The following is a 13,518-nucleotide window of genomic DNA, read 5'->3' as shown; positions in this document are numbered from 1 at the left end:
CCTTTTTGAATTTGTCATAGTGTTGTATAGATATTGTATAGTTGTGTATGTCATAATAATTGAATAAATCTTAAATCACCTATTAAAGGCGGATGAGAAAAGAAATGTATTTAGAGGGAAGTTATAACTTCTATATTGTAGCTCTTTCAATTGTTATAGCAGTATTGGCATCATTTTCTGCACTGAATATCGTAGGGAAAATTTCATATACAGAGGGAAAGGCGAAATTTTTTTGGCTGTTAGCAGGGTCTTTTGTCATGGGTAGTGGTGTGTGGTCCATGCATTTTGTTGGGATGCTTGCTCTGGATTATCATATGAAAATGGAATATGATGTACGGCTCACCCTGTTTTCTATGTTAGCCAGTTTCCTTTCTTCACTTATTGCTTTTTATATTATGAAGGAAAAGGATATTAATTGGTATAAAATTGTCATTGGTGGCGTTTTTATGGGTGGCGGGATTGTCACCATGCACTATATGGGAATGGCAGCGATGAAAATGAATGTTGAACCCTCATATGACAAAGTTCTTCTGACCTTGTCTGTTGTTATTGCTCTAGTTGCTTCATTTGCTGCTTTATTCTTATTTTATCGTTTTCGAAGCCAATCTTCATCTATTTGGTTAAAATGGTTGTCTGCTATTGTAATGGGTATTGCCATTTGTGGAATGCATTATACAGGAATGAAAGCGATGAGATTCCACGTTCATTCCCACATAATGATGGATGGAGAGCAAATAACTGATTCTTTTTTGTTATATGGAGTTACTGTAACGATATTTATTATTTTATTTGTATCCTGGGGGGCAGTTTTCTTTGACCGAACTGTTTTAGAGAAGTTAGCCTATCAAGATACCATTACACGCTTACCAAATCGTAACGAAATGAATCGTTTTTTTGATACGTATAGTGGAAATGAAACCATTGGGGTTTTATTTTTAGATCTTGATCAATTTAAGTTAATAAATGATACTCTTGGCCATGATTTCGGTGATTTACTTATACACGAAGTGGGGAACCGTTTACGAAAGTTTATTAAAAGTGACCAACAGGTGTTTAGAATTGGTGGTGATGAGTTTTTAATCATTATAAAAGAATGTGATCAAGAACGAGCGGAACATTTGGCCGAAAAAATCTTGATGAGTGTGAAAGCTGTCTATCCTATTGATGGAAATGAATTGTATGTGACTGGCAGTATCGGAATTAGTATCGGCTCGATTAAAGAATCCAATCGTTCAATGCTTCTGAAGACCGCAGATACTGCCATGTATCGAGCAAAGGAATTGGGGAAAAACCAATATTGCGTATATAACGAGATCATGGGTATGAAGGAAATCCGAAAAATGGAACTCGAAAAGGATTTACAAAGAGCTCTAGAGGATAATCAATTTTATCTAGTCTACCAACCAAAGTGGAATGTAAAAACTAACAGTCTAGTAGGTTTTGAGGCATTAATACGATGGAATCATCCGCGGCTTGGGATAGTTTCTCCAAATGAGTTTATTCCGATAGCTGAGGAGACAGGCATCATTGTGCCAATCACAAGATGGGTTTTAGAAGAAGCATGCCATCAATGCAAACAATGGCAAACTCCAGGGAAAGCTCATCCTGTATCAGTCAATCTTTCTCTTAAACTTTTTCAAACAGATAATTTAACCGACTTTGTTCAACTAGTGTTAGAAAAGATAGAATTAGATCCACAATTGCTAGAGCTGGAGATTACTGAATCGATGGTATTATACGATATTAATGACATTATTCGACAACTGGAAGTGATTCGAGGACTTGGAGTCAAGATTTCAATGGATGATTTTGGTACAGGATACTCTTCAATTGGATTATTAGACCGAATCCCCATTGATTCACTTAAATTAGATCGTCTTTTTACAAATGATTTAGAAACACCTAGTAAGCGTGCAATTATCCATGCAATCCTTTTAATGGCTGAAACTCTGCAATTAGATGTCATTGCTGAGGGAGTAGAAAATAAAGAACATATTGAATCATTAACTCAACTAGGATGCACGATTATGCAGGGGTATTTTTACAGTAAGCCAATGGAAAATAAAGAAGTTGATAAATGGATTCAATCGAATGAATTGGTTCCATTAAACTAGTTATATTAGTATAGTTAATAGGGAAGTCTGCTTTTTTGAATGGTATGTTTTATGAACATAGCAATTAAAAGCAGACTTATTTTATTATTGTCAATTTATGATATCTTTATTTTGTTTAAATCCTTAGAATAATAGTAAAATAGTATGTACCATGTTTTAAAATACCTTTTTACCTAATATCATGATGAAGAGTGCTAATGGAGGGTGCAATGAAGGCGATTATAATTGATGATGAACAGTTAGCATTAGATTATTTAGAGCAACTCCTACTAAACATAACAGACCTTCAAATAGTAGGTAAATATTTAGATCCCTTTAGAGGAAAAGAAGCTATCGAAAATAATAATGTGGATATCGTTTTTTTGGACATTCAAATTCCAGAAATAAATGGAATTGAACTAGCAGAACAGCTGTTAGAAATGAAACCTAAATTAAGCATAGTGTTTGTTACTGCTTTTGATAATTTTGCGATTAAGGCATTTGAATTAAATGCTCTTGATTATATTTTAAAGCCTGTGCGAAAAGAACGATTATTAAATACGGTTGAACGGATCAAACAAAAATTTCCTGACCAAATTTTAGGTAAATCAGAGCTTTTGCACATATGTATGTTCCAGCAAGGAATCATTACAGATTCGAGCAATAATGTATTACAGCTTCAATGGCGAACAAATAAAGTTCTCCAGTTATTCTTATACTTGGTCCATCACAGAGGAACAATCATTAGTAAAGCACAACTAGTAGAGTTACTTTGGCGTGAGTATGAGCCCAAAAAGGCATTTGCACAGCTATATACTGCTATTTACCATATACGGAAAACGCTTGGAGCTATTAGCAATTATATATCAATAAAAAATATATCTGAAGGATACTTAATAACCTTGGAGAATGTAGATGTTGATGTTGATAGGTTTGAAAACTTTATACAAACTGGAGTGCCCATTTCTAAGGATACGATTGGGGAATATGAGCGAGTACTTGGTTTATACAAGGGGGAGTATCTACAAGGTTATGATTATTTATGGGCGGAAAGTGAACGTCAAAGATTACAATTACTGTGGGTAAGTAATTCGCTGAAAATAGTAAACTGGTATTTTTCTAATCATGAACTAGAAAGAGCAGTGGAAATAGGATTCGATATCATTTCAAGAAACCCTTTAGTGGAAGAAGCTTATTTTCTGCTCATGAAAATATTTGCCTCAATGAATAATCGCTTATTCGTTCATCAGCAATACCAACAATTAAAAGAAGTATTATATAAAGAATTAAATGAAGAACCTAATCAATCCATTACATATTGGTATAATCAATGGAAGGAAAACAGGGCTATTTGAAAGACAAATTTTCAATTAGCCCCATTAGGAATATGAAAGGTTATGCAAGTTCCTTCATCGGGTTTACTATGGATCTTGAGTCCTCTTCCATAAAGCTGCTTTAGTCTTCGGTCAACATTCTGTAGTCCTATACCGGTTCTTTTCTTCGAATAATCTTTTCTTATAAGGAGTTTCCTAACTTCTTCTTCGTTCATCCCTATTCCATTATCGATAATAGAAACCTCTGTATATTTAGCTTCTATTTTTATCCGAATGCATACCTCTCCGCCTTTTACTTTTTTTAGAATTCCATGCTTAACGGCATTTTCTACCAATGGCTGTATTGATAGGGGGGGAATAAATAGATCCGTTGTATGATCTAGCTCCCATTGTAATCCGTGTACTCTTGCCTTTAGTTCCCAAGAATCAACGGGTTTGGTTACATAATCATTTGCCCCAGATTGAAAGCCTGTTACTATATCTTCTGTTCGGGATCGGGCAGTTAATAATAGTACAGGTAGTTCAGAAATGGAAAAACGTTTCCTAATCATCTGAGTTAATTCATAACCTGATACTTGAGGCATCATAACATCTGAGATAACAAGATCAAATTGTTGAACCTCAATCTTCTCCATTGCCTGACGGGCACTTGTTAATGTAGTAATATCAAATTCTTTTTCGCCGAGAATAGTAGTAAGTACGTTTAAGTTAATCGTGTCATCATCTACCGCTAGAATCCTTGGTTTCGAAAGGGAGATATTTTTTTCAGTAAATATTTGAGTTGCATGTGTTTCCTCTGCTGCTGCGATTGTATCCAGATGATCATTTACAAAGAATAAATTGCTGCTTTCCCCTTCATTATCCTCTTCTTTGAATAAAGGTAGGGTAAGAATGAAAGTGGAGCCTTTACCTGGAACTGAATGAGCGGTTATTGTCCCACTATGCAACTCAACTAATTCCTTACAGATACTTAACCCTATACCAATTCCACCACTATCCCTAAAATTATTGATGGATGCTTGCTCATAAGGTTGGAATATTTTTTGTAATGCTTCTGGATCAATGCCAATTCCAGTATCTTCAATATAAATCTGAGCTTTTCCGTTGGCTAATGTTGCACGAACGGTTATGGAACCTTCATCTGTAAATTTTATCGCATTATGAATTAAATTAAATACTATTTGTACGAGTCTATTTTCATCAGCTTTAATCGGAGGAAATGTATTGCTAATACTCATTTGTAAGCGAACCGGTTTTCCTTCAACCATTTGTTTCGTCATATCGATAACGCCTATCACTACTGCTTGTAGATGAACCTTACTCAAATGCAGTTGAATGGTTTTTTCTTTTAGTCTAGCAACATCAAGAATATCATTTAAAAGAAAAGACATTCGTTTACTTACATTTATTAATATTTTTAGACGATTTCTATGTTCGGTACTGATAGAATGCACATTATCATCTAAGATTGACTGAATCATATTCATGATTACATATAATGGATTCCTAAGTTCATGTGAAGTATTAACTAAAAAGTCATCTTTTCGTTTATCCTCTAGCTGTAATTTATCTGCAAGCTGTTTCACTTCGGATGAAACTCGGAAAAACCGTTTAAACCAAAAAGCAGCAAAGCAAAGTAATGCTAATATCATGTCAAAGGGATAGTGCATCAATTCTATTGAAACATTCGTTTTGATAGTGGACCAAATAATATTGATCCCAATGCTTAAGCAAGCAAGAATTAGAAAGATAATTTCATCTATATCCGTTGTTGCTTTTCGTAAATTTATTGCAGGTATAAGAACAGAAAAAATTAATGCTGAGCTAAGCAACACTTTTGATGATTGTAAAATGAAATCTTGTGGTACTAATATGACAAATAAAGAATACAAGACACAATAAGATATAAAAATGCGTAAAGCCCTTCTGTTGATGTATGAAGGGAATAATTGATTAATGACAAGTGGAATAAATGCACCGACACCAATATAAGATAAGAAAAGAATCTTAATTGACCACTTATAGTCGAAGGAAAACCATTTAAAAAGTAGTTTATCATCCGAAACAAGGACACTGAAAATAGCACATATGAGTAACAGTGAAAAATAAATTAATCCCTTATTTGGGGAAGGACCTATAAAATACAAAATAACTGCATACACACTATGTAATAATAAAACAACGCATAGTAAAAGCTGTAATCCTATTGATAAATAGTTTCGAAAATTGATTGCTTCCATCAAACCAAAACGAATGGGCTTAATGATTCCTCCCTTTTCTCTATTGCTTGAAACATGTATGAGCAATTCAATTTCCTTTTTCTCTGGGGTAAAGGATACTGAATATGGGATGTTTTTTCCTTTATGATCTTCAAGCGTATTTGCAGGTTGTCCAGTTTTCCCAATTAAATGTCCATTCACATATATAGCAGAAGCATTATTCAACTCACTTACTCGAAATCCAAAGTCTTGTTTATGTTCGTCAAGCAAAATTCGAAGTCTATAAGTGCCATACTGTAATGAATTTTTTTTATCATTCTCAAATAGTGCATCCCATTTTTGAGGTACATGTAAATAAACTTTTTTGCTTTTTTCAGCCTGTTCTTTTGTAGTGATAAAAGTGTTGGGGAAAAATTCCCACTCTCCGTTTAACTGAAGGGTTTTTCTGTCCGAAAACTGCCATCCGCGTAAATCTAAAATGCCATGATTTGCTGAGGGATTATCTGGGAAGTCTAAACGTGTTAGAAAGCCTATCCATAATAAGCGAATTGCTGTTATTGAAATAAGAAATATAACGATAATTAAGGCCCATTTATATTTTTTTATTTGTTTCATTGTAGTGATTCATTCCCCATGTCATTATTCCATTTTTGTATAAAAAAGAATGAAAAGAACCATATTTATTAAATATTGTAATAAGATGATAGCACATAAATCTGTGATAATCCTATATTTACATAATTGGATATAATAATTAGGCTCTTTTATCAAAACATTGTTGCTATTTAAGTAAAGTGCTTATTTATACATATCCAGTCGAAAACGTTTCACCCCTTTATTTCACTGAGAAAAGAGCTACAATCTCTGAATCTTTTACCAAAGCAACGTTCTTTACAAAAAAAGTCAATAATTAATATAAAAATCTTACTATAGTAGTTAAGTAGGTTTTTTATGTAAAAAATAAGCATATTATAAAAATTTGGAAAAAACTTAAAGTTCATGTAAAGTTTAAATATAAGATAATTGAAGAATGGAGGTGAATAAAAAACGTAGTTAACTTAATTAATGCTTAGTGTTACTTCAATGTTTGACAGATGATTAAGTGAATATACTAATACACGAGGTAAGACGATGAGAGTATTATTGATTGATGATGAAGTACTTGCATTAAATGTATTAGCATCTATGTTAACTAAACTTGATGATATAGTAATTGCAGGAAAATATACAGACCCAGAGGTAGCTTATCAGGAATTATCCAGCTTGCAAGTAGATGTTATTTTGCATGATATGGATATGGGGCCGATCCATGGCATTGGATTTGCTGAAAAGCTATTGGCAGAATATAGTCATCTTGAAATCATCTTTGTCACTGCCCACCCACAATTTGCCTTAGAAGCCTTCAATGTGAATGCCATCGATTATTTATTAAAACCTGTAAATATGCCACGGTTAAAAAAAGCAATGGAGAAAACGAAAGAAAAAATAGATTTATATTATGAAAAAAAAGCATCCTTGATGAGAACAAATTTAAAACTCTATGTCTATACTATGAATGGCTTTAGACTATTAGACTTTCAGAATAACGAAGTAAAATGGCGAACAAGAAAGGTTAAAGAGCTATTTGTGTTTTTGTGGAATGATCGAGAAAGGCAAGTTCATAAAACAAAAATTATCGAAGAACTATGGCCAGAAGTAGAGATAACGAAAGCAATTACCCTCCTTCATACAACAGTTTATCAATTACGTAAAACATTAAAGGAGATAGGGGCTCAACACTCTATTAAATTAGTAAATGATCATTATCAATTAAATATTTCTATAAATAGCGATATAGAAGAGTTGGAAGCTATCATAAAATCAGGAGAGTTAACTCCAGTAACTATTGAACGAGTACTTGAACTTTATGAGGGCGACTACTTAGAAAAGGATGGCTATACATGGGCTTTTCATGTTCAGCATCGGATTAAACAGTCTGTATTAAGTTTTTTAAATCAATATATTAATTTAGCAAAGAAAACTCAAATGCCCAGTTATTTAATTGAAAAATGTTTAGAAAAAATGCTGACCTTAGATATGTATAATGTCAATTACATGTATCAGTTTATTGAGTACTATGGTAGAACCAATAACATCATAAAGATGAAGAAATTGTACGAGTGGATTGTTGAAATATTTGAAGTTGAATTAGGGATTTCTGTTCCTTCAAGATTAGTTCACTTGTATGAAAATTATATGAAATGATTCAAAAAACTGCTTATTTTTATAACAAAATAGGCAGTTTTTTTCAATTTATGCTGAGTAATTAATGTAATTATCAATAAGTTCAGAATTTGTTCAGAATGAAAGGTTACTATTTTCAAGGCATTTCCTATTTAGGGGAATGTAAAACAAACAATTGAATCAATGAAGGAGTGAATGGAAGGCATAGATAGAAAATGAATGGAGAGGCGACATAGTTATGAGGAGGATCATTTGGGGGCTTGTGTTCATTTTATTAGGACTGGTTTTTCTTTTTTATCCTTTGGCACAAAATAAAGCGTTTCAAGATAAACAGGAGAAATTAATTGCAACGTTTGAGCAATTAGGCAGCTATGAAGAAGGTGAAGATTCTATTTCTACAACAAAACTTGAGAAAACTCCTACGGATGATGAGATCAATGAGATTTCTGGTGCGAGAGGTGTAATTGAGATACCAAAAATCAATCTAAAAATGTTGATATTTGAAGGAGCCGATGCCCAAGCACTTAGTAATGGTGTTGGCATGATTGAGCCAAATAAAAAGCTTGGCGTACAAAATGTTGGTTTAGCAGGACACCGTGGGGCAGCATATGGTAAACAATTTAACCGTTTAAATGAATTAACTAGTGGTGATGAAATTACTATTAAAGCAAATTCTAATGTTTATACATTTATTGTTGACCAATCGTTTATTGTTCACCGTACAGAAGTAGGAGTATTAGCAGATAAAAAAGAACCATACCTAACATTGGTCACTTGTACACCCATAGGTAAAAAAAATCCTCCAAAACGATTAATCGTGCAAGCAAAATTAAAAAGCACAAATCACTAATAAGGAGGTTACTATGAAAAAAATTGGTATTAGTATACTAATGGTTATGTTAATCATTCAAAGCTTCATTAGCCCAATAGCTGCAAGTGCAAATAGTGGTCAGCAATCGTTTTCTCTAAATATAGGAGAAGTAGAGATGGACCCATCGGACGAATCGAAGGGTAAAGTACAGTTAAATTGGGCGTATGTTTCTAATGGAAGTGATAAGGAAGAATACTTTGAGTTTTCCCTTCCAGAAGGTATCAAAGTAGAGGAAGCACAATCCGGTGACCTATTAATTGATGGAGAATCTATTGGTACGTACGTAATTAACCCTGATGGTTCTATTCAAGTGACAATTTTACCGAAACAAGAGAAAAATGGAGTAGGGACGATTGAAGTAGCTGGGACTATAATCGTGGAAGAGCCTATACCAACTAGTGAAGAAAAAGAGGATGCATTAAAGGAAGAGGTTCAAGAACCACAGGAAGAACAAGAACATCAGGAGCCTAATTCGGTTATTGAACAGACGGAAATAACGCAAAATATTCTTACTAGTGCAGATTTAACTTTTTATAATAGTAATAATGAAGAAGTTGATCGTGTTAACCGTGAATCGATTATTTCTGTAGTGTATACATGGGAGATTCCAAATGGGCATGGATATAAAAATGGTGCCACATTTCATTTTCAACTGCCTGAAGAGTTAAAGGTTTATGAAAGTATTAATAATGTTCCAATTAAATTTGGAGAGGTTGAAATTGGGAATTTTAGTGTTGATATGAATGGGGCAGCTACCATTGTTTTTAATGAGTTTATTGAAAATCACTCGAATATTAAGGGAAAGTTAGAGGTGTTAACAAGAATTAATGAAACGATCACTGTGACAGAGGATCGAATCGTTAAAGTGACCCCAATTCAGGGAAAAGACTCTATTGATATCCCTGTTGATTTTCAATCAAATGGTTCTACGATAGATAAAAAAGGGATTCCGAATAAAGAATATAATACTGAAAGCATTGAATGGACGGTTGATTTTAATAAAAACCTTGCAGAGATTAAGAATGCTATTCTAACTGATCCGATTCAGGAGGGACAAGAGCTAGATAGGGACTCTTTGAAAGTGTACAAGCTTATAACTAAATTAGATGGTAGTGTCACTCAAGGTGAGGAAGAAACAGAGATACACCTAGAAAAAATAGATGATAACAAGGATTTTAAGCTCTCATTAGGAAACATCAAATCTGCCTATCGTGTGATTTATAGAACAAAGATCATTAACCAGGATAAAAATAGCTTTAGTAATGAGGCTATATTATCAGGGGAAAATTTCTCCGAGCAGAAAGCTAGTGCGACAGTAGGTGTAAAAAGAGGGACTCCACTAGAGAAAAAATCCATAAAATATAACCCGGCAACTCAGACCATCACATGGGAAATTAAGTATAACTATAATGAAAAGTTAATTTCTAAGGAGAATGCAGTACTAACAGACTTTTTCAATGGAACACAGGACTTTATTGAAAATACTTTTGAAGTGAAAAATGTAATAATTGATAAGGACGGTAAGGAGAAAGAAGGAGATCCTGTTGGTAAAGATACCTATTCTGTGCAACATAAGACGGAAAATGGAAAAAATGGGTTTGAACTAAGATTTAATCAAGATATCAAATCTGCCTACAAAATTGTCTATCAAACGAAAGCAAAGGACCGAATATTTAATAGTGAAGATATTACAAATACAGTAACAACAGGAATCCATACATCAACAGGAAAACAAACAATTTCACAACAAATCCTGTTTAAGTCATTTGTAAAAGCTGATTATAAAGATAAAACAGCGACGTGGAAAATTAACTTTAATAACGATTGCAAACCAATGAAGGAGATTGAGTTAACTGACCAATTTACAAACAAAGGGTTAACTTTATTACCAGAGACACTAACAATTAAAATCGATCAGGAAGTATTGGAAGAAAATAAAGATTATCAATTAAAAAATAATGATAAAGATAAGTTTGTTATTACGTTTACAAATGAGATCGATCAACCAGTTAGCATCGAATATCAAATAAAGTTTAACTATGAGGAACGAGAGGATCAAAGTAAGAACTACTTAGAAAATAGCGTTTACCTTGTATGGAAGGATTCCGAAGGATCAGTACATGAGAAGAAAGCAACCGCAACATTCAAGCCTGATACGTATACGCAATCTAATGGATTTAAAAATGGATCGTATAATGCAGAAGATAAAAAAATCACTTGGAATATCGGTGTGAACTACAATCTTAAAACAATTACAGAGCCAAAAGTAGTTGATACCATATTGGATAACCAACAATTTATTGAAGATTCACTGACCGTATTTAAAATGAAATTAACAGGTGAAGAAAATGGGACGGAAGTCAAAGAGCTAATAGAAAATGTTGACTATAAAATTAATTGGAATCCAGAAAGAAAGGAAATTACCGTTACCTTTACAAAAGAAATTGATTCTCCATATTTAATCACCTATCAAACAAGTCTTGAAGGTCAGCAGATTAAGAATAATTATTCAAATACAGCTATTGTTCTTGATAACAATACAAAAGTAACCAAGCTAGATGCCAGTGTATCGATTCCATATGGTGGCGAGTATACGAAAAAATTGGGAGAACAAAACGGGAAAATTATTAATTGGAATGTAAATATTAACTTTAGCCAATCGTATGTGACTAATGGCAAATTAATAGATCATCCAAGTCCTAATCAATCACTTTTAAAGCAATCCTTTCACTTATATTCGACAACTGTTAGTGAAAATGGGGAGGTTGCAAAAGGGAAGGAATTAGAACAAGGGAAGGATTATACTCTTAGCTTCTTAATGAACGAAAAAGGGGAAGAGTATTTTGAGATTAGTTTTCCGAATGCAATTGATATACCATATATACTTGAATATCAATCTCTTATTTTGGCGAAAGTAGGAGATACTATTAACAATGAAATAAACTTTACTGGTGATCAATTAACAACAGAAAATACTAAATCAGAAAAATCGCTTGTAGTGAAAAGAACGACTGGATCCGGTGAAGGTGAAGGTAAAGTTGGAAGTCTCACCGTTAAGAAAGTTGATGCTGAGGATGAAAATAAGTTATTGGAAGGTGCTACATTTACTTTAATTGACAAAGATAGTGGAGCGATTATTGATACTGTCACGACTGGCAGTGATGGTGTAGTTAAATTTGAAAAATTACTTTACGGAAGCTATTTATTAAAAGAAGACAAAGCGCCAGAGGGATATGTGATAGGGATTAATGATACGAAAAAAATTGAAATTACTCAAGAATCACAAGTGGAAACAATTACAAATGAGAAAATCATCCAAGCTGTCGAGTTAATAAAGCAAGATAAAGAACATCCGGATATCAAACTCCAAGGAGCTGAATTCGAACTTCAACGTAAGGATGGAACTGATTTTAAGACAATTAGTACACATACAACGAATGATGAAGGAAAAATCATTGTTAATAATCTCGAGCCAGGTGAGTACCAGTTTGTTGAAACGAAGGCTCCGGAATATTACTTGCATGATAATCAGCCTGTTTCATTTTCAATTACTAAAAATCAAACTTCTATTGTTGAAGTAAAGAAGGAAAACAAGAGAGGCATTGGAGAACTCACTATTATTAAGGTTGATTCAGCAAATAAAAAACCTTTAGAAGGCGCAGAATTCGAACTGTATAATAGCCAAAATGAGAAAATTGCTTCAGTAATTACCGATGTGGATGGTAAAGCAATTATAGAAAATCTGCCATTCGATCAATATACAATAAAAGAAGTGAAATCACCTGAAGGCTACTTAATCGACAGCAAAACGGATTTTGTTATCAAAGTTGATAAAGAAAAAACTCAAACAACGATCGAAAACAATAAGCTAATACATGCATTTAAGCTGAAAAAGGTAGATGCAAGTAATCCACTAATTGTATTAAAGGATGCAGTTTTTAAATTATTGTTTAAAGAGAACGCTGCTGATAAATACACAGTAATAGAAGGAAAAGAACAATTAAAAACAGATGAAAATGGAGAAATTTATGTAGAAAAACTTACTCCAGGTCATTATCAATTAATTGAGGTAACAGCTCCTCCTGGTTATTTAGTTGATAAGACACCAGTTGAGTTTATCATTGAAAAGGATCAAATTAGTGTCCTGCAGCTAATAAAAACAAATAAGCACCAACCTACTAATCCAGGTGGCCCGATTGATCCAGGAGATCCAAGTAAACCGGAAGATCCAAGCAAACCAGGGGATCCAAGCAAACCAGGAGATCCAAGTAAACCGGAAGATCCAAGCAAACCAGGGGATCCAAGCAAGCCAGGAGATCCAAGTAAACCGGAAGATCCAAGTAAACCGGAAGATCCAAGCAAACCAGGGGATCCAAGCAAGCCAGGAGATCCAAGTAAACCGGAAGATCCAAGCAAACCAGGGAATCCAAGCAAACCAGGAGATCCAAGTAAACCGGAAGATCCAAGCAAACCAGGGGATCCAAGCAATTCAGGAAAACCTAACAACTCAGGTAATCCGAATAACTCGGGGCATCCAAGTACTTCAGGAAAATTAAATGATTCAGATATAGGTAAAACCTTGCCATTAACTGGTGAAGAAGTTAGAACGAAACCACTTCTTTTTGGAATCACTTTAATTGTATTAGGGATATTGATCATGGGATACAGAAGAAAAAATAAGCAAATGTAAGAGAATAAAAGGCTATTGATTCGATTTTATGTTTCAATAGCTTTTTATTTTTGATTATTAATGGTCTGAAAAATGCCCCTAGGCTTTT

Annotated in this window: 6 protein-coding genes; 5 read left to right on the top strand and 1 reads right to left on the bottom strand. The window is 33.6% G+C overall.

Features of this window, described 5'->3' with window-relative positions:
- The first annotated feature begins 92 nt into the window (after positions 1-92).
- Together MHI39_RS23375 and MHI39_RS23370 are read left to right on the top strand one after the other, a co-directional pair.
- Positions 93-2,114 carry an EAL domain-containing protein gene (locus MHI39_RS23375; RefSeq protein WP_342540323.1) on the top strand — a complete coding sequence of 674 codons (2,022 nt, stop codon included), beginning with the start codon at positions 93-95 and terminating at the stop codon, positions 2,112-2,114.
- Between the two features lie 209 nt (positions 2,115-2,323).
- Complete coding sequence (locus tag MHI39_RS23370; RefSeq protein ID WP_180213078.1) at positions 2,324-3,448, top strand: response regulator; 1,125 nt, start codon at positions 2,324-2,326, stop codon at positions 3,446-3,448.
- An 11-nt stretch (positions 3,449-3,459) separates the two neighbouring features.
- On the opposite strand, the gene MHI39_RS23365 is transcribed toward MHI39_RS23370, so the two are convergent.
- Positions 3,460-6,261 (bottom strand): ATP-binding protein, encoded by a 2,802-nt coding sequence (locus MHI39_RS23365; protein ID WP_342540322.1) that lies wholly within the window; start codon positions 6,259-6,261, stop codon positions 3,460-3,462.
- Between the two features lie 516 nt (positions 6,262-6,777).
- Here MHI39_RS23365 and MHI39_RS23360 point away from each other — a divergent pair.
- From MHI39_RS23360 to MHI39_RS23350, 3 genes are all read left to right on the top strand, one after another.
- Positions 6,778-7,890 carry a response regulator gene (locus MHI39_RS23360; RefSeq protein ID WP_342540321.1) on the top strand — a complete coding sequence of 371 codons (1,113 nt, stop codon included), beginning with the start codon at positions 6,778-6,780 and terminating at the stop codon, positions 7,888-7,890.
- A gap of 217 nt (positions 7,891-8,107) precedes the next feature.
- Positions 8,108-8,719, top strand: a complete 612-nt coding sequence (locus tag MHI39_RS23355; protein ID WP_342540320.1) for a class D sortase — start codon at positions 8,108-8,110, stop codon at positions 8,717-8,719.
- Positions 8,720-8,732: 13 nt separating this feature from the next.
- Positions 8,733-13,430 (top strand): collagen binding domain-containing protein, encoded by a 4,698-nt coding sequence (locus tag MHI39_RS23350; protein ID WP_342540319.1) that lies wholly within the window; start codon positions 8,733-8,735, stop codon positions 13,428-13,430.
- Positions 13,431-13,518: the final 88 nt, after the last annotated feature.

This window comes from Heyndrickxia sp. FSL K6-6286 (genome assembly GCF_038630395.1).
Taxonomy (GTDB): Bacteria; Bacillota; Bacilli; order Bacillales; family Bacillaceae_C; genus Heyndrickxia; species Heyndrickxia oleronia.
The sequence above is the reverse complement of the archived record's forward strand: the minus strand, read 5'-3'. Positions and strand labels throughout refer to the sequence as shown.

Bases quoted from the DNA above. Each gene is read 5' to 3' on its own strand.
- MHI39_RS23375 (WP_342540323.1), top strand. From the start codon at position 93: ATGAGAAAAGAAATGTATTTAGAGGGAAGTTATAACTTCTATATTGTA.
- MHI39_RS23370 (WP_180213078.1), top strand. From the start codon at position 2,324: ATGAAGGCGATTATAATTGATGATGAACAGTTAGCATTAGATTATTTA.
- MHI39_RS23355 (WP_342540320.1), top strand. From the start codon at position 8,108: ATGAGGAGGATCATTTGGGGGCTTGTGTTCATTTTATTAGGACTGGTT.
- MHI39_RS23350 (WP_342540319.1), top strand. From the start codon at position 8,733: ATGAAAAAAATTGGTATTAGTATACTAATGGTTATGTTAATCATTCAA.
- MHI39_RS23365 (WP_342540322.1), bottom strand. From the start codon at position 6,261: ATGAAACAAATAAAAAAATATAAATGGGCCTTAATTATCGTTATATTT.
- MHI39_RS23360 (WP_342540321.1), top strand. From the start codon at position 6,778: ATGAGAGTATTATTGATTGATGATGAAGTACTTGCATTAAATGTATTA.